The organism is Winogradskyella eximia, from assembly GCF_003386165.1.
GTDB lineage: Bacteria > Bacteroidota > Bacteroidia > Flavobacteriales > Flavobacteriaceae > Winogradskyella > Winogradskyella eximia.
Map to the genome: position 1 here is coordinate 1212631 of NZ_QRDV01000001.1, position 22532 is coordinate 1235162.

The following is a 22532-nucleotide window of genomic DNA, read 5'->3' on the forward strand; positions in this document are numbered from 1 at the left end:
TAAGTTTGTAAATATGAATAGCGATTATATTAATATAGCTTTGGCTGATGATGATGAGGACGATAGGTTGTTTTTTACAGAGGCCTTCGAAGAGTTGAAAATAAAAAGTAAAGTGTTGCTTTTTAAGGACGGTATAGAATTAATGGAGTATTTAAATGATTCCGCTAATACGCTACCAAACTTATTGTTTTTAGATTTAAACATGCCAAAGAAATCTGGACTAGAATGTTTAAAAGATATTAAGGCGACTAAACGGTTAAGTGATATGGCAATTGCGATATACTCCACGTCTGCATCAGAAGAAGATATCGAAAACACCTTTGTTAAAGGTGCCAATGTATATATTAAGAAACCCAACGATTTTGAAAAACTTAAGAAAGTACTTTCAGAAGTCGTAACTACTAACTGGCAATATCATACCAGTGGTTTAAATAAAGACAATTTTTTATTAAGATTATAATCTATGCCAACACCTTCTAGCAGATATCTTAGAACCGCCTTTGTAGTCGGACTTTTCGTTATTTTATGTATAGGTGGTTTTACGTATAAACATATTAGCGAACTATCTCAAACATCTAAAGTTGTTAAGGATAATTACTCGTTAAGAAGTGAGTTAGAGCTTATTATTTCTAATCTTAAAGATGCAGAAATAGGACATAGAGGTTTTTTACTAACGCACGATTCTTTATTTCTTAATCCGTATAAAGAAAGTCTACAAAAAATTACAAACAACCTTTCTAAATTAGATACGCTAATTGTCCCTAAAGGAGAGCAAGTTGAAAAACTAAAGGAGTTAAAGGGTGATATAGCTCAGCGATTTAAGAATTTTGATAAATCTTTTAGTCTCGCTAATGATGATGATACGTTACTTACACAAGATTTATTATTCTTACTGCATGAAGGTGAAATTAGAATGGACAGAATCCGTGCAGATATCAACGAAATGTTAGATTTGGAACAGCGTCTATTAACCCATAACCAGGAGATTAATGAAGAGAAAATAGGATTAACACCCTTGTTGTTTTATGGTTTATTAATAGTTACGTTAGTTATTCTTTTATTAGCCTATGTAAAAATGACTACGGATTTAAAAGCTCTAAAAGAAAGCAATACAGAACTAGAAATTTTCGAAAAATTAACCAAGCAGTCAGAGGTTGTGAGTAATACCAGTACTTGGGTTTGGTATATTGAAGAAAATGTATTTGAATTTTCAGATAATTTATACCGTTTAGTAGGTGAAGAACCACAAAGTTTTGAACCAACTTTAGAAAATTTTTATAAATACGTACACGAAGAGGATATTAATAATTTGGGGCAGCAAGTTAATATGATGATGCGTGAAGAAGAATTGCCTTTTACAACGTATCGCGTAGTGCATAAAGATGGCACTATTAGGTATCTAAAGGCGTATTCTAAACTTATGGATGATACTGAAGGTGATAAAAAAATGTTTGGTGTCACTATTGATATTACAAGTGAAGTCGAAAACTACCGAATCATCGAGCAGCGTAACCAAGAGTTAGAACGTACTAATAAAGAACTCTCTGCGTTTAACTATGTTGCTAGTCATGATTTGCAAGAGCCTTTAAGAAAAATTCAGACCTTTATGTCGCGATTAGAAACTAAAGAAAAGGATCATATTTCTGAAAGTGGGCAACTCTACATTCAAAGAATGAAGTCGGCATCTGCGAGAATGCGTATGCTTATTGAAGATTTATTACAATATTCCCGAACAAATACATCCGAAAAGGAATATGTAAAGACTAATATAAATATGCTATTAGAACATGCTAAGACAGAGCTTTTAGATAGCATTGAAGAGAAACAAGCTAAAATTATATGTGATGGTTTGCCTACAATGGAGGTGATTTCATTTCAAATTCAACAGTTGTTTATCAATTTAATAAGTAATTCATTAAAATATAGTAAAGAGGGAGTTCCTCCAATAATCGAAATTACTCACGAAGAGGTACGTTCTAGAGATGTAGACGAGATAAACAAATCCTTATATAAGTTTCATCACAAAATTACTTTTAAGGACAATGGTATCGGTTTTGAGCAGATTTATGCTGAAAAGATATTTTTACTCTTTAATAGATTACACGGTAAATCTGAATATTCTGGTACAGGTATCGGTTTAGCAATATGTAAAAAGATTGTAGAAAACCATAAAGGAATTATTATAGCAGATGGTAAACCTAATGTTGGCGCTACATTCACAATTTATTTACCGTTTTTAAAATAATCTAAATGGCCCTATTTATTAAAATAGTATAAACATTTTCTGAAATTGTATAACATGCTCTATTCTCAATTGAGCATATTTGTTAAGCGTTTTACTCGGCGTTATAATTTTTGCTTAAACTATGTTTTAAACCTGTTTACCGCAAATTTCTATTTAGAGTTGAAGCCCTTAATAAAATCGTTTTTCTACAATGAAGACTTTTCTTTACGTTTTTTTAGTGCTATTGGTCATACTTTGGGCCATCGGATTTTTTGTTTATGCATTATCTGCAATAATTCACATCCTACTATTAGTCGCTATTATTTTACTCATAGTTTTAAATAGAAAATAATTCTAATTATCAACAAAACCCTGTTCAAGGTTTGTCTAATTGAAGCTATTCTAGTTATCTATACTTTTTAATTTTCAGTTTTTCTTGTATTCTTTAGTATTTGTAAAGCCATTGGTTTAGGATAAGTCAATGTTTGGCTTTTGTTCTAAATCACTATACATCACACTTTTTTGTGTTTTGTTTAACACTTTTTTGTAATCATGTAACAAAACTGAGGAATTGTATAACATGGCAAGCGTAAAGAGTTCGTTACTTTGACAAAAGAAAAATAACCTAATCAATTACATTATGAAAATATCATCTAAACATTTACAAAAGCAATTTGCAAGAGTTGGTAGAATTTTTCCAAAACGCAAAGTTGAAGCTGTTTATTCAGAAATAGAGTATTCAAAACTGAAAACTATAGAAAGCACCAAAACAATCTTTTAAACCTACAAGATTTACATTCCTAATTAGTAAGACTATTAGGATGAATAAAAATTACTATCTAACCAAAAACAAACACATATGAGAACTATAGAGATTAAAGCAAATAATTTACAATTTATGTTTCACGCTTTAAATAATGAAGTTGGTGGAACTTTTACAACAAACCTTAAAGAGGTAGAGTTAAAAATTGATAATGAGTTAGGTGAAGGCTTAATTAGAGGTATAGAATTAGAAAGAAATACTGTATTTATTGAGTTTGATGTAAAATTTAAAGAAGACGTTAAGTTCATAGTTGAAAGTCCAAAGCGATCAGTAGTTAACTTTTTATACTGTTCAGAAGGAAAATTAAAACATTCTTTCAATAATAATGATGCAACAAACACAGTTGAAACGTTTCAAACAGGTGTTTCTGCTAATATTAATACTACTGAAAATCATATAAGTTTCTTTAAAGACGTCTATGTAAACTCTACAATCATTTCGGTAAATACGTCCGAAAAGAGTTCTGCGAAGCACCATATAAATAGTATGGTATCAGAACGTTTTATAACAGGTAAAATAGCAGATTATAGTTATGTAGGTTCTTATAACTTAAAAATTGCAGAAAATATTAAGCAACTTAAGGCCATAAAACAAGATGGTGTTGTAAGAACACTATTGATTCAAGGATTAGTAAATTTTATATTAGCAATGGAGATTGAACAACATTCAATAGATATAGAAAGTGCTCAGAATCCTACAGGTTCGCTTACAGCATTTGAATTGAAACAAGTGAAGGAATTATCAGAATACATTAATAACTTCCCTGAGACAAACCTTAGTGTTACTGAGCTTGCCGCTAAGATTTCAATAAGTCCAGCAAAAGTGCAAGAAGGATTTAAGTTAATGCATGGCAAAACTTTAAACAGTTATATAAGATTTGTTAGAGTTAAAAAATCGGAAGAGCTTATAAAAACTACAGATTTAAACATTTCAGAAATTGTATATACTTTAGGTTTTTCTAGTAGAAGTTACTTTTCTAAAATCTTTAAAGAACAATACAATTGCTCACCAATTGATTATAAGCAAAACATTAAGTTAGCTGCAACAGCATAATATATTCAAAAAAAGTTCATTGAAAAAGAATGAAAAGAGAAATGTCGCATTGAGTGCAGTCGAAAAACTTAAAGGGATTTAATTCTTCGACTGCACTCAATCTGACATAAGTTTAACAATATGTTCGCATAAATACATATTGATTACCGTAAAGATTAAGTTAGCTGTAACAGCATAATATATATCATATGGAGGTTGTATAAATATTAATTGAATATTTATCCAACCTCTTTTTTTTGGTTTATTCATCAAATAATAACTCAAATTTATATTTTTGATTCATGAATGATAATTTTACCAATGAATTCTTCGGAATAGGAATCCAAAATGGAAAAACACCAGAAAACCTTGGTGTGTTATGGAGATCAGCCCAAAACCTTGGAGCAAGCTTTATATTTACGATAGGTAATCGTTACGCAAAGCAAGCTTGTGATACACACAATGCTGTAAAATCCATGCCATACTTTCATTATGATACATTTGAGGATTTCTTTAGTAATTTACCTAAAGGAACAAGACTTGTTGGTGTAGAATTAACAGATGATGCCCTACCGTTAGAAACATTTAATCACCCAAGACGATGTGTATATTTACTCGGAGCAGAAGACCATGGGTTATCTAACAAAGCCATTGAAAGCAGTCATTTTTTAATAAAATTTAAATCGCAATTAAGCCTTAATGTATCTGTTGCTGGTAGTATTGTAATGTATGATAGAGGTATAGATAAGCCACGTGTTTAATTTTTAGAACACGTGTTAGTTATTCTTTTAAATATAAAATTCCATAAAAAAACCTTGAACTATTAATTCAAGGTTTTTTGTTTTATAAATTCTGAAAAGGTTTAACCATTCATTGAGATTAAAAACTCTTCGTTGTTTCTAGTTTGTTTGAAACGATCATTGATAAATTCCATAGCTTCAACTGGGTTCATATCTGCAAGATACTTACGCATTACCCACATTCTTTGAATCGTAGTCGCATCTAATAAAATATCATCACGTCTTGTACTAGAAGATGTTAAATCGATAGCTGGATAAATACGACGGTTAGAAATCTTACGATCTAACTGTAATTCCATATTACCAGTACCTTTAAATTCTTCAAAGATAACTTCATCCATTTTAGAACCTGTTTCAGTTAAGGCTGTAGCAATAATTGTTAATGATCCACCATTTTCAATATTACGAGCAGCACCAAAGAAACGTTTTGGTTTATGTAAAGCATTAGCATCTACACCTCCCGAAAGAATCTTACCAGATGCTGGTTGTACAGAGTTATAAGCTCTAGCCAAACGTGTTATAGAATCTAAAAGAATCACAACATCGTGACCACATTCTACCAAACGTTTTGCTTTTTCTAAAACGATATTAGCGATTTTTACATGCTCATGTGCTTCTTTATCAAAAGTAGAAGCAATGACTTCACCACGTACATTACGTTGCATGTCTGTAACTTCTTCTGGACGTTCATCAATTAATAAAATCATTTGATATACCTCAGGATGATTTGCTGCAATAGCATTTGCAACATCCTTTAATAACATCGTTTTACCCGTTTTTGGTTGTGATACAATCATACCACGTTGTCCTTTACCAATTGGTGCGAACAAATCCATAATTCGAGTAGAAATTGTCGCTTGCTTTTCGGCAATATTAAATTTCTCTTGAGGAAATAATGGAGTTAAGTGTTCAAAAGCAACTCTGTCTCTTACCACATTTGGGCTTTGACCGTTAATTTTACTGACTTTAATTAAAGGGAAATACTTTTCACCTTCTTTAGGTGGACGTACATTTCCTAAAACAGTATCACCAACTTTTAAACCAAATAATCTAATTTGAGATTGAGATACATAAATATCATCTGGAGATGACAAGTAATTATAATCCGAAGATCTTAAAAACCCATAACCATCTTGCATAACGTCTAAAACTCCTTCGCTTTCAATAATAGCATCGAATTCAAAATCTGGCTCACGATAGCGATTTCTGCTGTCTTTATTACCGTTATTTTTATTTCCGTCTTTACCGCGTGGTTGTCTGTTATCCTTGTTTTGAGGACGTCTATTGTCGTCTTTACGTGGATTAGGTTTTCTTTGTTCTCTTTGTTCTTGAGGTTTATTATGAGTCTTATCTTTTACAGGCTTATCTGTTTTAGATTTGTCTTCATTTGGTTTAGTCTCCTGAGCTTTGTTTTCTTGAGATTTATTCTCCTGAGTTTTTCGCTCTTGAGGTTTACGAGGAAGTGGCTTTCTCTGTTCTTGAGGTTTTGCGGTTACCTCTTCTTTCTTATCAGCACCATCAGAAAATTCTAAAGATTTTTGCTCTTTATTATCTTTTGGTTTTTGAGGAACTCTAGCACGTTTTACTGGTGGTTTGCTTTGTTTTGGCTTAGGTTCTGAAGGAGTTTCTGCTGCAACTGTTGTTTTAACAGCGTCAGGGTTTGTTGCTTGGTAATCTAAAATCTGATAAACCAAGTCTAATTTTTTTTGTGTACGGTATTTAGGTACGTTTAGTTGTTTAGCTATCTCCTGTAATTCAGGAAGTTTTTTAGCTTTTAACTGAGAAATTTCAAACATTCTGTATGTTGTATATGTATTATAATTTGATATTATTAATTCAAGATTTTCTAAATGAAAAAAAAAGAAAAAAAGTGAGATTAATTTGGAAGATTAGAAGGATGCAACTCAGTTGGTTACTTCTTTCTATTGCAATAATACAATTTTATTTTAAAACAATTTCTATCTTTTTAAAAAATAAACTCCTAATTTTGCAGAGCTTTTTTAATAAAAGATATGATTCAACGCATTCAAACTCTATATTTATTTTTAGCTGCTGTAATTTCAGCAGGCTTAATATTTGTGTTTCATTTGTGGACTGATAATAATGATGTAAAGATATTTGCTCTAGATGATTTTTTGTATTTAGGTTTATTTCTTGGTTCAGCTTTATTATCTTTGATTTCAATATTTAGATTTAAAGACAGGAAATCTCAATTTGTTTTGGGACGACTCAATATAGTATTAAACTTTGTTTTACTAGGAATCTTTGTATATCAATCTCTAAACTTATCTGGAGAAATTAACGTTTCTGAGAAAGGTATTGGGATGCTTCTTCCTATTTTTTCTATTGTGTGTTTAGTCTTGGCTAACAAGGCTATAAAAAAGGATGAAGATCTCGTAAAATCTGTAGATCGATTACGATAGACCTAAAATCTTAGTAGTATTAGTGTGAAAAACCCAGACGCTGCCGTCTGGGTTTTTTTTGTTTTATCGCTTTTCAAATTCAATGACTTCTAAGTCTTTAATGTTTTTACCATCAATTTTAAAACGAAGCATAGTTCTTACTTTATGAAATCCATGTGTGCCAGCTGCACCAGGATTCATGTGTAATAAATTTAATTTTTTATCTGGCATTACTTTTAAGATGTGAGAATGACCAGTGATAAAAATATCTGGTGGATTCGCTACCAAAGCTTCTTTTACTTTATTATTGTATTTAGGTGGATAACCACCAATATGTGTTATCCAAACATCAACATCTTCGCACATAAATCTGTTATCTAGCGGAAATTCAGTTCGGGCTTTAGCGTCATCAATATTACCGTAAACACCTTTAAGAGGTTTTAATTTTTTTATACTGTCCGTTACATTTAAATCACCAATATCACCAGCATGCCATACTTCGTCTGCTTGTTTTACGTGTCTTAAAATTGCATCATCTATGTAACTATGCGTATCTGATAAAAGGAGTATTTTTTTCATATTTAATCTTGGAGAAATCGGTAAACTATAACTTCATATTTTAGGATTTCTTTAGCATCTAAAACTGTAACTTTGCACTTTAACAAAAGTAAGATTTCTATTGCGATTTTTCATTGAACTTTCATATAATGGTAAAGCCTATCATGGTTGGCAAAATCAACCTAATGCAATTTCTGTGCAAGAAGTACTAGAAAAAGCACTTTCTACTATCTTGAAAACTAAAATTGCGATTGTAGGAGCTGGCAGAACAGATTCTGGCGTGCATGCGTCTCAGATGTTTGCTCATTTCGATTTTCAAGGAGATTTTGAATCTAAAGATTTAGTCTATAAATTGAATTCGTTTTTACCAAAAGATATTGCGGTGACTTCTGTGTTTGAAGTGAAACCAGAAATACATGCTAGGTTTTACGCTTCAAGTAGAACGTACCATTATAAAATTTCAACATCTAAAAATGTATTTGATTATGATTTTGCGTATCAGGTGCATTTGCCCTTGAATATTGAAGCGATGAATGTTGCTTGCAAGATCTTATTACAGTATAAAAATTTTCAATGCTTTTCTAAAGTAAATACTGATGTTAAAACTTATAATTGTGATATTAAAACCGCTTTTTGGACACAAAATGGAAATCAATTAATTTTTACTATTACAGCAGATCGTTTTTTAAGAAATATGGTGAGGGCTATTGTAGGCACTATGATAAATATTGGTTTAGGTAAAATGAATTCGGAAGATTTACATGGGATTATTGCTTCTAAGAGTAGGAGTGAAGCTGGATTTTCTGTACCTGCACATGGTTTGTATTTGGTAGAAATAGTGTATCCAGAAACTATAAGATTAGAGTGTTAAATTGATAAGATTTCCAATTGATTTGGGAAATAAATATGGCAGATAAAAAAAAGAAAATATTTGATGTATCGTTGTTTACGCGATTGCTGCAGTACATAAAACCGTATCGTGCTGTTTTTGTGGTGTCATTAATTTGTGTGATTGGCTTGGCATTATTTGGTGCCTTTAGACCTTATGTTTTAAAAGAAGCAATAGACGTTAAGATAGCAAATAAAGAGTATAACGGCTTTGTTGTTTATATAGTGATTATGCTCGCATTGTTGCTGTTAGAGGTGGTTTCACAGTTACTTTTTATCTACTATGCAAGTTGGTTAGGACAATCGGTGGTGAGAGATATACGTGTTAAGTTATTTAAACACATGCTTAAATTTAAAATGACATATTTCGATAAATCTTCGGTAGGTGTTTTAATAACAAGAGCAGTCACAGATATGGAGCGTATTGCAGATATCTTTGGTGAAGGGTTATTTATGATTTTTAGTGATATCTTAAAGATGTTAGTGGTTGCTGGTTTTATGTTTTACATGAATTGGAAATTAAGCCTTATCGTTATTGTAACATTGCCAGTTGTTTTGTTTGCGACTAAGATTTTTCAGAAGTACATGAAACGTGCGTTTGAAGATGTAAGAACGGAAGTGTCTAATCTAAATTCCTTTGTGCAAGAACGTGTAACAGGAATGAAAATATTACAATTATTTACACGAGAAGATACAGAATATAAAAAGTTTAAGGCCATTAATGAACGTCATAAAAAAGGCTGGTTAAAAACGGTTTGGTATAATTCTATTTTCTTTCCTATTGCAGATTTTATTTCATCTTTAACCATGGGAGCTGTGATTTGGTATGGTGGTTTAAATACCGTGATTGGCCAAACAGCAACTTTAGGAGATTTAATTGCCTTTACCATGTTTATCCCAATGTTGTTTAGACCTTTAAATCAAATTGCGAATAAATTTAACACGTTACAAATGGGAATGGTTGCTGCAGATCGTGTATTTAAAGTGTTAGATACAACATCTAATATTGATGATTCTGGCACTATTGAAGCTAAACATTTTAAAGGGAATATTTCGTTTAAAGATGTTCGATTCTCATACATTAAAGACGAAGAGGTTTTAAAAGGTATTTCGTTTGATGTTAAAGCAGGTGAAACTGTTGCTATTGTTGGTGCAACAGGTGCTGGGAAATCTACCATTATTAATTTATTGAATCGTTTTTACGAAATCAATTCTGGTACTATAAAAGTTGATGATACGGATATAAAAGACATGACCTTAAGCTCTCTGAGAAGTCAGATAGCAGTGGTGTTGCAAGATGTATTTTTATTTGCAGATACTATTCTTAATAATATAACTTTAAATAATGAGGATATTACGGAAGAGGATGTTGTGAATGCAGCAAAAGCTATTGGAATACATGAGTTTATATCTAGTCTTCCAGGTGGTTATCATTATAATGTAAAAGAAAGAGGTGTGATGTTATCTTCTGGCCAACGTCAATTAATCTCGTTTTTAAGAGCTTATGTGACTAATCCAAGTATTTTAATTTTAGATGAAGCAACTTCTTCGGTAGATTCATATTCAGAGCAATTAATACAAGATGCTACAGACAAGATAACTAAAGGAAGAACTTCTATTGTAATTGCACACAGATTAGCAACAATACAACAGGCAGACAAAATTATAGTTATGGATGCTGGTCAAATTGTTGAAATTGGAACGCACAAATCACTTCTAGCAAAAGAAACGGGTTACTACAAAAATCTATATGAAGTTCAGTTTTTAAAGGTAGAAGTGGCTTAATATTTTCATTATTTAGTTGCTTCAAACGTAGCTTTTTGTGCTTCAATAATTTCTTGCATAAAGGCAGAATCTTTGAATAGTAATGCCATAACAATTCCGAGAATAACACACAGAATCATTACAGCCAGTAAGATTCCAAAGAAGAACATTAACTTTAGTATTAAACTAGGTATAGATAACTTGTACAGACGTTTATAGCAATATCCAAAATATGCCATTTGTAGAAAAATACTAGTGGATCCTAATATACTTGAAGGAAGATGAAGCACTAATAACATTATGTTTAAAAATGAACTAACCAATGAAAATTGAGCCATCATAAACATGGCCATTACGAGATGTTCAGTAAAGTTATATTCCTTTCTATTTACAAAAACCAAGCGCGATATTATTGCATAAACTGGTATTAAAAGTATCATTACAAAAGAGTAGTACTTTTGCATAATTTTGACCATTTCTTTAGCAATTACTTCCTGTTGCTCAGCACCAGCTGACGACATTTCTATCATGGCATTTGGAAAATACCTATTAAGAATAAGCATATATAATCCTCCTACTGTAAGTGATAATGCAACAAAGCTAATCGGGTTAACATAGCGTTTTCTTACACCACTGATATAACCACCTATAACAACTTCTGGCTTTTTAAATAGATCAATTAAAGTGCGAAGTATCTTGTTGTCATAATTAAAAAACGTTTCACTAATGTGCTCAAAAAGATTTCCGAAAGTCAGACGATACCTAATCACTTTGCCGCCGCAACATTTACAATAGTCATCTTGTTCTGAGAGTTCTGTATGGCAGTTTTTACAATTCATTTATATATGGCAATGCCAATTATTATAACTATTATTAGCATTAGTAATCCAATGATCATAAATGACCCAATATAGATTGCCATTACGAGTAAAAATCGAGCAAAGGTCTCCCAAAAAGTGGTTTTAAATATACGTTTTAGAACATAAAATAAATACGCAAAAGTGGGTATGTATATTATAGAAGATATTACAAAGTAATTTAATCCCAATACTAAAAATAGTATAGTGAGTAAAGCGGTTACAATGATTACTTGAGCAGAGTAGTATAAATTAATAACAATATGTTCTGTAAAATTATAGCTTCTTTCTCCAATAATATAATAGGCAAGCCAACTCCCAAGAGCGGAAAACGGAACGGTTAAAATGTAAATTAATCCTTGATAATTATTGATACTATTAAAATCAATATCTTTAAAAGGGTTGTCAGCTTTAGCTGATGAAGCATTAAAACCTTCAGCAAACCCAGATCCAAAATCCATTGATTCTTTAAAAAAAGTAGACATTAAAAATACTTGAAAACCAACTAAAGTTATTGATATAGCAAAATACTGAATCACATCAATATATTTTTTTCTAGTACCGTTTATGTAGCCAATAATTACAGTTTCAGGTGTTCTAAATAAGTCTATAAATGTTCGCAGAAACTTGTTGTCAACACAAAGAAATTGTTCGTTAACTTGTTGGGCTAAGACTTTTGGCTTTAGGCGATTCTGAATCACTTTTGCGCCACATTCATCACAAAATTTTTGTGAGTCTCTAAGATTGTTATTACAGTTTTTACAATTCACTACCCTAAATCTGTTTTTATTTTTTGGGTAAGCTCGTCTGTATCTTTAAATATCACAAACTCTCCGTTTTTAATATAAGAAATTTGCCCAGTTTCTTCACTCACACAAAGTGCTAAAGCATCTGTTTTTTCTGTTATACCAATGGCAGCTCTGTGTCTTAATCCAAAGCGTTCAGGAATATTTTTTTCATTATTAACAGGAAGAATAACACGTGTGGCTTTAACAATATTTTTATCAATTATTATTGCACCATCATGGAGAGGGCTATTTTTAAAAAAGATACTTTCAATAATGGGTTGTGAGACTAAAATATTCATTTCGTCTCCGGTATCGGTTAAGAAATCTAAGTTGTTATTACGTTCTATTACAATTAACGCTCCAGTGTTAGTTGTTCCCATTTTGTTGCAAGCCTTAATAATGGCATCAACATCTGTAGAGGTTTGGTCTTCGTTTTTAAGAAACTTAAAGTTTTTAAAAAGATTTCGTTTGCCACCAATATTGGTAGAGCCAACCATTAGAAGGAACTTTCTAATTTCTGGTTGAAAGACGACGATTAAAGCAATAATACCAACCTTCATAAAACCATCAAAAATGCTATAAAGCATCTGCATATTGAGGTAATCGGTTAATCGCCAAGCAAAATAAATAATAAGGATACCAATAAAGATATTGATAGCAACAGTACCTTTTACAAGCTTGTAGATGTAATAAAGAAGAATAGCAACAAGGAAGACATCCACGAAGTCTATAAATCTAAAATCCCAAATTTGTAAGTTTTCCAAATGATTTGTCTTTTTGCTAATTTAAGAATTTATGTGAATTAGAAGATTATAATTGTACTCAATAATCCAAAATTTGTTAGATCTGGTGCTTAATAGATGAATTCGTTAGAGGTAATTTTTAGCTTTTCTGTATTTAATTTTTCTAATGTAGACTTCATTGAAATATAGTCTTGAAAGCTTAAGTGTCCATCAAAATATATGTTGAGTGAAAATCCAGAGGTTATGATATTTTTATCAGGCATAGCCGTGTAAATTGCTTTCTGGTATTGTAAAATAGGTATTATTAAATTTTCGAAATCAGCTTTATTGCCATTGTCAATTACTAAGTAAGTTGCAGGAATTGGTAATTCAGAAATAACAGCATCGTCTATGGGTTTTAGCTGCAACGCATGTAGATTAATAGAGTCTTTATGGCTATTAACCATTTCATAGTAAACATCGGTAAACTCTAAAAATCCTAAATTTTTAATACTTGTATCATTACATGTAAAATAATTCTTAGCATTTTCATTCTTATGCATTTCTGCATTACGTTTTTTGTCTTGCAAAAATTTAATATGCGGAATCGCTTGTTTTAATGTTAGACGTTTATCTACATTCACTAACCAATTCGTTGTAATTATTAAATTTTTACGGTTTAACAATGTGGAATCTGGTTGTGTTTCATCATAAAAAATATAACCAGGTGAGACATCTAAAACTTCTGTGGTTTTAGCATTTTCAATTTCAGGTAAAAGTAAAACACGTTCGTTATTGCAACTTAGGCAACATAAAAAAATAAGTAAATATATAATACGCATGGATTAATTAGATTTCAATTGATTGTAAAGTGTTACACATTCCATCGCTTCTTTTACATCGTGTACACGTAATATTGATGCTCCATTTTCTAAAGCTACCATATGCAAAGCTGTTGTACCGTTTAAGGCCTCTTTAGCTGTTGAATTTAGTGTTTTATAAATCATAGATTTTCTAGAAACACCTGCTAAAATAGGTTGGTCTGTGAGTTGTAGTAATTTTAATGAATTCAGTAATTCAAAGTTTTGTGCTATGGTTTTTGCAAATCCAAAGCCAGGATCGATAATTATATCGTTTATTTTTTCTTTGCGAGCAGCCGCTATGCGTTCAGCAAAATAAGCGATAACATTTTTGGTTATATCGTTGTATTCTGTTTGTTGCTGCATGGTTTTGGGATTGCCTTTCATGTGCATCATTATGTAAGGTACACCAAGATTTCCAACGGTAGAAAGCATTTTTGTGTCTAGTTTTCCTGCAGAAATATCATTAACTAAAGCAGCTCCGTTTTCAATACTTTGTTTGGCTACATCGCTTCTAAATGTATCAATGGAAATTAAAGTGTCAGGGAAATGTTTCAAAATAATTTTAACTATTGGAACAACTCGATTGAGTTCTTCAGCTTCACTAACATCATCTGCATTAGGTCTGGAGCTGTAACCTCCAATATCTATAAAAGTGGCATTTTGTTTCAACATAACCTCCACCTTATTTAAAATATCAGCTTCATCTTTATATTTTCCGCCATCAAAAAAGGAATCAGGTGTAACATTTAAAATTCCCATCACTTTTGGTGTGGATAAATCGATCAGTTTGCCTTTGCAATTTATATTCATCTTTAATCTAAAAATAACGTTAAGAAAACTTTAAACCTCAAACTTTGAACTTCTAATTTATTTATGCGAAATTTACGCAAATTTTAATGTAATAGATGCAAGATACTTCAAAACAATACGATGCTGTTATCGCAAAATGTAGAGCACTTTTTATTAATAAGATGAGTGATTATGGTAGTGCATGGCGAATTTTAAGATTACCATCATTAACCGATCAAATTTTTATTAAGGCTCAACGCATTAGAGGCTTACAGCAAAATGCAGTAAGAAAAGTTGATGAAGGAGAAGTAAGCGAATTTATAGGCATTATTAATTATTGTTTAATGGCACTGATTCAATTAGAAAAAGGTGTTGTTGAGCAACCAGACTTAAACACAGAAGACGCTACTAAACTTTATGATGAAAAAATTGCAATCACAAAACAGTTGATGCTCGATAAAAATCACGATTATGGTGAGGCTTGGAGAGATATGCGTGTAAGTTCTTTAACAGATTTGATTTTGCAAAAATTATTACGAGTTAAGCAAATTGAAGACAACGCAGGTAAAACAATTGTGAGTGAAGGCATTGATGCGAATTATCAAGATATGATAAACTATGCGGTTTTTGCTATGATTCATTTAGGAGAAAGTAAGTAAATAGATTTTATTAATTATGAAATACATAGTACAAATTAGCAGAGTATTTACGGGAATATTATTTATTATCTCAGGATTTATAAAACTGAATGATCCACTTGGTTTTTCATATAAGCTTGAAGAATATTTTGGAGCAGATGTTTTAAATCTAGAATTTCTAATTCCGTATGCACTTGGTATTTCTGTAATTGTTGTGGTATTCGAAGTTGTTTTGGGTGTCTTTTTATTAATAGGCTATAAACCAAAATTTACGGTTTGGAGTTTATTGTTAATGATTGTGTTTTTTACATTTCTTACCTTTTATTCAGCGTACTTTGATAAAGTTAAAGATTGCGGCTGCTTTGGTGATGCCTTAAAATTAACACCTTGGGAAAGTTTCACTAAAGATCTAGTATTACTTGTACTAATTTTAATATTGTTTGCAGGTGTAAAATACATTAAACCATTGTTCTCAAAATTGCCAACAACTATAATTGCATTATTTAGCTTTATTCTTTCTTTATGGTTTGGCTATCATGTGTTAATGCATTTACCAGCTATAGATTTTAGAGCTTATAAGATTGGATCTAACTTCCAAGAAGGTATGTCAACACCAGAAGATGCAGCAAAAGCAGTTTCAGAATATACTTGGACGTTTAATGTTAATGGAGAAGAACAAGAATTTGTAACCAATGGTAGTTATCCAAAAGTAGACGGTGAGTATGTTGGTGTAGAAACTAAGGTAATAGATGAAGGTTATGTGCCACCAATTCAAGATTTCTCTATAGAATCTGATGATGAAGATTTAACTGCACAATTTTTAGAGGTAGATAAACTTCTTATCGTTGCTATGTATAGTATTCCAAAAGGTGAGTTAGAAGGAGTTAATAAACTAAAAACGTTTACTGATAACGCAAAATCTAAAGGTTATACTGTGATAGGGTTAACCTCTTCAGGACCTCAAGATAAAGCGCAAATAAAGCAAGATCATAATCTTAATTTTGAGTTTTATTTATGTGATGAAAAAGTGATTAAAACCATTGTGAGATCAAATCCTGGAATAGTAATTTTAAATAAAGGAACAGTTATGAACAAAGCACATTGGAACGATATTGAAGATATAGAACTTTAATTTGGTCAGGTATCTTATAAATAAAATCCTTTATGCTTTTATCACCTTATTAGGTGTTATTACTGTCATTTTCTTTTTATTCAATATTCTGCCAGGCGATCCTGCTAAGATGATGTTAGGTCAAAATCAAACAGCAGAACAAGTTAAAAACGTAAAACAGAAATACGGTTTTGATAAACCTATTAGTACACAGTTTTTTTATTATCTAAATGATTTATCGCCAATTTCATTTCATTCAAATACAGTAAAGGATTATACACACTTAAGTCCAAATAAATATACAGCAACAGCGCTTTTTACTATTGGGAATACAACAACTGTTTTAAAAGCACCTTATTTAAGAGAATCCTTTACCAAACAAGGTAAAAAAGTATCTCAAATTATAGGAGAGACTATTCCTAATACATTTGTGTTAGCCGTTTCAGCAATCGTTATAGCCATTGTTTTAGGTATTGTTTTCGGAATCATTTCAGCATTATACAAGGATACTTGGGTAGATAAAACCATTCAAATTCTAAGCACTTTTGGTATGAGTGTACCCTCTTTTTTTAGTGCCATTTTATTTGCATGGTTATTTGGTTTTGTATGGCATAAATACACTAATTTAGAAATGACAGGTAGTTTGTACGAGCTAGATGATTTTGGTGAGAAAATAAACATTAGATGGAAAAATTTAATACTTCCCGCAATTGTTTTAGGCATAAGACCTTTGGCTGTTGTAATTCAGTTAATGCGAAACTCATTATTAGAAGTTCTAAACCAAGATTATATTAGGACAGCGAGAGCTAAAGGGTTGAGTGAGTTTCAGGTGATAAAAAATCATGCCGTAAAAAATGCTTTAAATCCTGTAGTAACAGCAATTTCTGGTTGGTTTGCATCTATGTTGGCAGGAGCCGTTTTTGTAGAGTATATTTTCGGTTGGAATGGCTTAGGTAAAGAAATCGTAAACGCACTAAATACATTAGATTTACCAGTAATAATGGGATCTGTTTTAGTAATTGCTATCATATTTATAACCATAAATATTTTTGTAGATATTATATATGCTTGGTTAGATCCACGAGTAAAGCTAGCTTAATGAAATACTGATAATTGTCAATTTACTTTCATCATTATTGTGTTATTTTTGTGTACTAAACTTAAGAATTCAATATACTTTATATTATGAGAAAAAATATTGTTGCCGGTAACTGGAAAATGAATAATGATTTACCTCAAACAGAGGAATTAATCACAGAATTGTTAAAACAAAATCAAACCTCAGACGCTGAGGTGATGATAGCTCCAACCTTTACAAACCTTTGGCAAGCTTTTGAGTCTCTTAGACAAGAGTCAATAGAAGTTATTGCACAGAACATGCACTTTGCAGAAAACGGAGCTTATACAGGCGAAATTAGCGCTGGTATGTTAAAAAGTATCGGTATTCAAACTGTAATTCTTGGTCACAGTGAGCGTAGAGCGTATTATAATGAAACAGATGAGTCATTAGTAAAAAAAGTTGATGCTGCATTAGCACATAACATGCGTATTATTTTCTGTTTTGGTGAAGAATTAGCAGATAGAAAAGCAGGTAATGAAGAAGCAGTTGTATCTAGCCAAATTAAAAACGCATTATTTCATTTAGGTGCTGATGCATTTAAGCATATTGTTTTAGCATACGAGCCAGTTTGGGCCATAGGTACAGGTGAAACAGCGAGTCCGGAGCAAGCACAAGACATGCATGCCTTTATTAGAAAAACGTTAGCTGATAAATACGGAAATGACGTCGCTGATTCTGTTTCTATATTATACGGAGGAAGTGTAAAACCAGCAAATGCAAAAGAGATTTTTGGTAAGCCAGATGTAGATGGTGGACTAATTGGTGGAGCAGCTCTTAAAGCAGAAGATTTTTATGCGATAGTAAACGCATTTTAAGCACTAAATAATTTGGGCGTTACTTTTTACTTAACACTATGGGTTAAGTAAAAAGTCGCGTCATTCACTATATCTTTTTTGCTTTTAATGGCAAAAAAGGATGCCGTTTCTACCGCTAACGCATTCACCAAATGGCAATAATAATCAGACAAACATTAGTACATCAATAATTGTAAATTAAAAATGTCCAATACAATATACCTAGGTTACAACTTTAAAGTAGACCCATTACAACCAGCAACCGAAATTTTAATTGCAGAACTCGGTTATGCCGGATTTGAAAGTTTTGTAGAAACCGGAGAGGGAGTAACAGCATACATTCAAAAAGAAGAATGGAATGAAAATATTCTAGAGGATATTTATATTTTAAATTCAGATGAGTTTAAAATCACATTCGATTTTAATGAAATTGAACAAACTAACTGGAACGAAGAGTGGGAAAAAAACTTTAATCCAATAATTGTAGATGATTTAGTGTCTGTACGTGCACCATTTCACGAGAAGCCAGATACCAAATTCGATTTAATCATTGAGCCTAAAATGAGTTTCGGTACAGGACATCACGAAACCACACATATGATGATTCAGCATATTCTAAGAAATGATTTTAAAAACAAATCAGTTTTAGATATGGGTTGTGGTACAGGTGTTTTAGCTATACTAGCAGAGAAAGTAGGAGCAACTAAGCTAGATGCTATTGATATTGATAACTGGTGTTATCTTAATAGTATAGAAAATGTAGAACGTAATGATTGTTCTAATATTTCAGTTTATGAAGGAGATGTAACGTTGTTAGAAGGTAAAAAATATGATAGTATTATTGCCAATATTAATAGAAACATATTGTTGTCAGATATTGGAAGTTATGCTAAATGTTTAAATCCAAATGGGACATTGTTTTTGAGCGGTTTCTACGAAGAAGATATTCCTATTATAGTAGAAGAATGCAATAAGCATATGTTAAAATTGAATGAAACTATACAAAAAGGGAAGTGGGTTTCGTTAAAATTTATAAATTAGTATTATATAATATAAACGAGCTGATTCATTGAAGGTTAATGAATTGAGTATGCGTTTCTATTAAACGTGTGTTTTAGAGCAATTTAAAATGCAGTTATATATATTAAAAAAAATATAAAACGAGAAATTCTTAAATCTGTTAAAGCAATGACAAAAGAAAAATACTCAGAAGAACTACTTTTAAAAGAAGAAGAGTTAAAACAAAACGAGATTGTTTTATTTAACGATGAAGTAAATACATTCGATCATGTTATAGATACACTTATTTATGCTTGCGATCATGTGCCAGAGCAAGCTGAGCAATGTGCTTTGCTAGTGCATTATAAAGGCAAGTGTACAGTAAAAACAGGCTCGTACGAAGATTTAGAGCCAAGATGTTCTAAGCTTTTACAAGCAGGACTTAGTGCAGAAATAGTATAATAAAAAATCCCACTTAAAGTGGGATTTTTTTATGTTTCAAATTAAGATTTTCTAATCTTTTATTTTGTCATTCTGCCTACAGCACAGCTCACAAATGACTTTGCTTTTTTAGGTAAAGAGTTGGCATCTCCTTCAATTGGGTAGCCTAAATCTGATAATTTATTTTTCACATTAACAATTTCACTATCAGTAATAGCATCAAAGCTTACTTGGTTAGTTTCGTTATTAACTTCAACTTCAGAAATACCTTCTAATTTAGATAATTGTGTAATGATGGTGTTTGCACAACCACCACATTTTAAGTTTTGTATGTTAAATGTATTTTTCATGTTTGTTTTTATTTGCGCTTACATGTATTCCATCCAAATAAAGTGTATAAAGGACAGAAATTAATAAAGCTAGTGATTAAAAATATTATTGATACAGCCATAAGAATATAGGCTAACGTTCCTTCAAGAATATTAAAGTAGTAAAGCAAAGCGATAATAATTGCAACTGCAATTCTCACACTTTTATCTAAAGTACCCATGTTTTTTTTCATAATAAATCTTATTTATAAGTAGCTTAAAAACCAATGAGATTATTAGCTTTATCTAGCTAGGTCTATTTAATGTTTTATAGTGTTGAAGGGCAAACAAAATCTGTGGTTTTTATATCAGTGTCTTTTATGGCTGCATATCCACCAAGTACATCAATAAGTTTATTAAAACCTCTTGCTTTTAAAATAGATTCAGCAATAACAGAACGATAGCCACCAGCGCAATGCACATAGTATGTTTTGTCTTTATCAATTTCATTCATTTTCTCATTGATAGAATCTAATGATAAATGTTGAGCTCCTTCAATATGTGTAGATTTATATTCACCGTCATTTCTAACATCTAAAATATTAATCTTATCTGTTTTTGCACGTTTTGCAAAGTCTTCCGCCGAAATTGATTCTAATGTTTCAATTTGTTTTCCGGCTTTTTGCCATGCATCTATTCCTCCTTCAAGGTAACCTAATGTATTATCGTAACCCACACGAGATAATCTCGTAACAGCTTCTTTAGATTTTCCTTCAGGAACTACTAAAATAATAGGTTGCTTAATGTCTTTAATTAAAGCGCCAACCCAAGGAGCAAAGCCTCCATTTAACCCAATAAATATTGAATTAGGAATGTGTCCTTTTAAATAATCAGATTGTGTTCTTACATCTAAAACCAATGCAGCTTCATGGTTTGCCAAAGCTTCAAATTCTTCACTATTAAGAGGGACATTTCCTGTTTTTAAAACCGAATCAAAAGCATCATATCCCATTTTGTTCATCATTGCGTTTTTTGCAAAATACTGCGGTGGCGGTGCAATGCCATCTAATACTTCTTTTACAAATTCGACTTTTGTCATATTAGCACGTAATGCGTAATTTGTTTTTTTCTGTTCTCCTAAAACACCAACGGTTTCTTTACTTAAATTTTTTCCGCAAGCAGAGCCTGCACCATGAGCAGGATATACAATAACATCATCCGCGAGAGGCATAATTTTATTGCGTAACGAATCGAATAACATTCCGGCTAAATCTTCTTTTGTTAAATCAGATTTAATAGCTAAATCAGGACGTCCAACATCTCCTAAAAATAAGGTGTCTCCAGAGAAAATAGCATAATCTTTTCCGTTTTCGTCTCTTAGTAAATAGGTTGCAGATTCTAATGTATGTCCTGGTGTATGTAAAACTTTAATAGTTACTTTTCCAAGTTTAAGTTCTTCTCCATCAGTTGCTGCATGAATATCATATTCCGTAGTTGCTCCTGGTCCAAATACTATAGTTGCACCCGTTTTTTTGGCTAAATCTACATGACCAGATACAAAATCAGCATGAAAATGAGTTTCTAGGATATATTTAATTTTTGCGTTATTAGCTTTTGCTTTGTCTATATATTGTTGAATTTCTCTAAGCGGATCAATTATAGCAACCTCACCATCAGATTCAATATAGTAAGCACCTTGTGCTAAACAGCCAGTATATAATTGTTCAATTTTCATAGTTAAAATTTAATTTGTTGCAAATTTACAAAACTTCATTTTTTGAAATGTGATAAATATCACAAAAGGTTTTAAAATAACTCCTTGTAAATTATATAGATTGCCATTAATAGGGTGAAATATCCAAATCCTTTTTTTAGTCCTTTTGCACTTATTTTTTTAGAAAGTGCTAAGCCAATAAAAATACCTAGAATAGAAATTATGGTAAACGTAATTAGAAATTTCCAGTCTATATCTAACGTTTTTAAATCTCCCAAAAATCCAATTAATGATTGAATGGCAATAATAAATAATGAAGTACTTATGGCTTTTTTTATAGGTAATTTTACTAATAATACTAGTGCTGGTACTATTAAAAATCCTCCGCCAGCACCAACTAAGCCAGCTAAAGCACCAATACCTATAGCTTGTGTGCCAATTGCAAAATAGTGTGTATTATCAAAATCTTTAATCGCATTTTCACTGTTGATAGTTTTAGATTTAATCATTGACCAACCCGCTAAAAGCATTATTACCGCAAAGATGAGCATTATAAAAAGTGAGTTGGTAAGTGAAAACTTACCAATAGTCAATATAACTTCTGGTAAGTTAGGAATGACTAAGCTTCTCACCATAAACACGGTTATTATAGAAGGAACAGCAAAGATGATTGCCGTTTTAAAATCTATGGTATTCTTCTTAATGTTTCGAAAAGTACCTACCAAAGCTGTGCTACCTACTACAAAAAGAGAATAGCTTGTGGCAATTATTGGGCTAAACCCTAAAAAATAGACTAATATAGGAACAGTTAAAATAGAACCACCTCCACCAATTAAACCTAATACAAGTCCAACTATTAAAGCACCGATATAACCTATTATCTCTGTTAATTCCATA

26 protein-coding genes are annotated in these 22532 nt (G+C 31.4%); 15 read left to right on the plus strand and 11 right to left on the minus strand.

Annotation, left to right across the window (positions count from 1 at the left end):
• Positions 1-13 precede the first annotated feature (13 nt).
• From DFQ10_RS05040 to DFQ10_RS05060, 6 genes are all read left to right on the plus strand, one after another.
• Positions 14-460 (plus strand): response regulator, encoded by a 447-nt coding sequence (locus tag DFQ10_RS05040; RefSeq protein WP_115816263.1) that lies wholly within the window; start codon positions 14-16, stop codon positions 458-460.
• Positions 461-463: 3 nt separating this feature from the next.
• The gene (locus tag DFQ10_RS05045) at positions 464-2245 is read left to right on the plus strand and encodes a CHASE3 domain-containing protein (RefSeq protein ID WP_115816264.1); all 1782 of its coding nucleotides are present in this window, start codon (positions 464-466) and stop codon (positions 2243-2245) included.
• A gap of 190 nt (positions 2246-2435) precedes the next feature.
• The gene (locus DFQ10_RS05050) at positions 2436-2576 is read left to right on the plus strand and encodes a lmo0937 family membrane protein (RefSeq protein ID WP_115816265.1); all 141 of its coding nucleotides are present in this window, start codon (positions 2436-2438) and stop codon (positions 2574-2576) included.
• A 288-nt stretch (positions 2577-2864) separates the two neighbouring features.
• On the plus strand, positions 2865-3005 hold the full coding sequence (locus tag DFQ10_RS18535; RefSeq protein ID WP_181897578.1) for a hypothetical protein: 141 nt from the start codon (positions 2865-2867) through the stop codon (positions 3003-3005).
• A gap of 78 nt (positions 3006-3083) precedes the next feature.
• A complete protein-coding gene (locus DFQ10_RS05055; protein WP_115816266.1) occupies positions 3084-4100 on the plus strand; it encodes a helix-turn-helix domain-containing protein in 1017 nt (338 codons plus the stop codon).
• 281 nt (positions 4101-4381) lie between these two features.
• On the plus strand, positions 4382-4840 hold the full coding sequence (locus DFQ10_RS05060; protein WP_115816267.1) for an RNA methyltransferase: 459 nt from the start codon (positions 4382-4384) through the stop codon (positions 4838-4840).
• A 101-nt stretch (positions 4841-4941) separates the two neighbouring features.
• On the opposite strand, the gene rho is transcribed toward DFQ10_RS05060, so the two are convergent.
• Complete coding sequence (gene rho, locus DFQ10_RS05065; RefSeq protein WP_115816268.1) at positions 4942-6675, minus strand: transcription termination factor Rho; 1734 nt, start codon at positions 6673-6675, stop codon at positions 4942-4944.
• Positions 6676-6891: 216 nt separating this feature from the next.
• On the opposite strand from rho, the gene DFQ10_RS05070 reads away from it, so the two are divergent.
• On the plus strand, positions 6892-7302 hold the full coding sequence (locus DFQ10_RS05070) for a DUF4293 domain-containing protein (RefSeq protein ID WP_115816269.1): 411 nt from the start codon (positions 6892-6894) through the stop codon (positions 7300-7302).
• 63 nt (positions 7303-7365) lie between these two features.
• Here the strand turns inward: DFQ10_RS05070 and DFQ10_RS05075 are convergent, their stop codons facing one another.
• Positions 7366-7860 (minus strand): metallophosphoesterase family protein, encoded by a 495-nt coding sequence (locus DFQ10_RS05075; protein WP_115816270.1) that lies wholly within the window; start codon positions 7858-7860, stop codon positions 7366-7368.
• A 100-nt stretch (positions 7861-7960) separates the two neighbouring features.
• Between DFQ10_RS05075 and truA the strand changes: the two genes are divergently transcribed.
• Both truA and DFQ10_RS05085 read left to right on the plus strand, forming a co-directional pair.
• Complete coding sequence (truA, locus tag DFQ10_RS05080) at positions 7961-8710, plus strand: tRNA pseudouridine(38-40) synthase TruA (protein WP_115816271.1); 750 nt, start codon at positions 7961-7963, stop codon at positions 8708-8710.
• A gap of 35 nt (positions 8711-8745) precedes the next feature.
• On the plus strand, positions 8746-10512 hold the full coding sequence (locus DFQ10_RS05085) for an ABC transporter ATP-binding protein (RefSeq protein WP_115816272.1): 1767 nt from the start codon (positions 8746-8748) through the stop codon (positions 10510-10512).
• Between the two features lie 8 nt (positions 10513-10520).
• Here DFQ10_RS05085 and DFQ10_RS05090 read toward each other — a convergent pair whose 3' ends face one another.
• From DFQ10_RS05090 to folP, 5 genes are all read right to left on the minus strand, one after another.
• Positions 10521-11330, minus strand: coding sequence for a DUF3667 domain-containing protein (locus DFQ10_RS05090; RefSeq protein ID WP_115816273.1), 810 nt, complete (start codon positions 11328-11330; stop codon positions 10521-10523).
• Positions 11327-12118, minus strand: coding sequence for a DUF3667 domain-containing protein (locus tag DFQ10_RS05095; protein WP_115816274.1), 792 nt, complete (start codon positions 12116-12118; stop codon positions 11327-11329). Before DFQ10_RS05095 ends, DFQ10_RS05090 begins: the two co-directional genes overlap by 4 nt.
• Entirely contained in the window at positions 12118-12900 is a 783-nt protein-coding gene (gene cdaA / locus DFQ10_RS05100; RefSeq protein ID WP_115816275.1) for a diadenylate cyclase CdaA, read from the minus strand. Before cdaA ends, DFQ10_RS05095 begins: the two co-directional genes overlap by 1 nt.
• 89 nt (positions 12901-12989) lie before the next feature.
• The gene (locus tag DFQ10_RS05105) at positions 12990-13700 is read right to left on the minus strand and encodes a hypothetical protein (protein WP_115816276.1); all 711 of its coding nucleotides are present in this window, start codon (positions 13698-13700) and stop codon (positions 12990-12992) included.
• Between the two features lie 3 nt (positions 13701-13703).
• Entirely contained in the window at positions 13704-14531 is an 828-nt protein-coding gene (folP, locus tag DFQ10_RS05110) for a dihydropteroate synthase (RefSeq protein ID WP_115816277.1), read from the minus strand.
• Positions 14532-14626: 95 nt separating this feature from the next.
• Here folP and DFQ10_RS05115 point away from each other — a divergent pair, with 95 nt between their 5' ends.
• The 6 genes from DFQ10_RS05115 to DFQ10_RS05140 all read left to right on the plus strand — a co-directional run bounded on the left by DFQ10_RS05115 (position 14627) and on the right by DFQ10_RS05140 (position 19634).
• Positions 14627-15169 (plus strand): DUF1599 domain-containing protein, encoded by a 543-nt coding sequence (locus DFQ10_RS05115; protein WP_115816278.1) that lies wholly within the window; start codon positions 14627-14629, stop codon positions 15167-15169.
• Positions 15170-15185: 16 nt separating this feature from the next.
• Positions 15186-16280, plus strand: coding sequence for a BT_3928 family protein (locus DFQ10_RS05120; protein ID WP_115816279.1), 1095 nt, complete (start codon positions 15186-15188; stop codon positions 16278-16280).
• A gap of 1 nt (position 16281) precedes the next feature.
• Positions 16282-17358, plus strand: coding sequence for an ABC transporter permease (locus DFQ10_RS05125; RefSeq protein WP_115816280.1), 1077 nt, complete (start codon positions 16282-16284; stop codon positions 17356-17358).
• Between the two features lie 86 nt (positions 17359-17444).
• Positions 17445-18194, plus strand: a complete 750-nt coding sequence (gene tpiA, locus DFQ10_RS05130; RefSeq protein WP_115816281.1) for a triose-phosphate isomerase — start codon at positions 17445-17447, stop codon at positions 18192-18194.
• Between the two features lie 183 nt (positions 18195-18377).
• Positions 18378-19214 carry a 50S ribosomal protein L11 methyltransferase gene (prmA, locus tag DFQ10_RS05135; protein WP_115816282.1) on the plus strand — a complete coding sequence of 279 codons (837 nt, stop codon included), beginning with the start codon at positions 18378-18380 and terminating at the stop codon, positions 19212-19214.
• A gap of 147 nt (positions 19215-19361) precedes the next feature.
• Complete coding sequence (locus tag DFQ10_RS05140; RefSeq protein WP_115816283.1) at positions 19362-19634, plus strand: ATP-dependent Clp protease adaptor ClpS; 273 nt, start codon at positions 19362-19364, stop codon at positions 19632-19634.
• 59 nt (positions 19635-19693) lie between these two features.
• On the opposite strand, the gene DFQ10_RS05145 is transcribed toward DFQ10_RS05140, so the two are convergent.
• The 4 genes from DFQ10_RS05145 to DFQ10_RS05160 all read right to left on the minus strand — a co-directional run bounded on the left by DFQ10_RS05145 (position 19694) and on the right by DFQ10_RS05160 (position 22531).
• Complete coding sequence (locus DFQ10_RS05145; RefSeq protein WP_115816284.1) at positions 19694-19963, minus strand: heavy-metal-associated domain-containing protein; 270 nt, start codon at positions 19961-19963, stop codon at positions 19694-19696.
• A gap of 8 nt (positions 19964-19971) precedes the next feature.
• The gene (locus tag DFQ10_RS05150) at positions 19972-20175 is read right to left on the minus strand and encodes a YgaP family membrane protein (protein ID WP_115816285.1); all 204 of its coding nucleotides are present in this window, start codon (positions 20173-20175) and stop codon (positions 19972-19974) included.
• Between the two features lie 74 nt (positions 20176-20249).
• Entirely contained in the window at positions 20250-21656 is a 1407-nt protein-coding gene (locus DFQ10_RS05155; RefSeq protein WP_115816286.1) for an MBL fold metallo-hydrolase, read from the minus strand.
• Positions 21657-21727: 71 nt separating this feature from the next.
• Positions 21728-22531, minus strand: a complete 804-nt coding sequence (locus DFQ10_RS05160; protein WP_115816287.1) for a sulfite exporter TauE/SafE family protein — start codon at positions 22529-22531, stop codon at positions 21728-21730.
• Position 22532 lies beyond the last annotated feature (1 nt).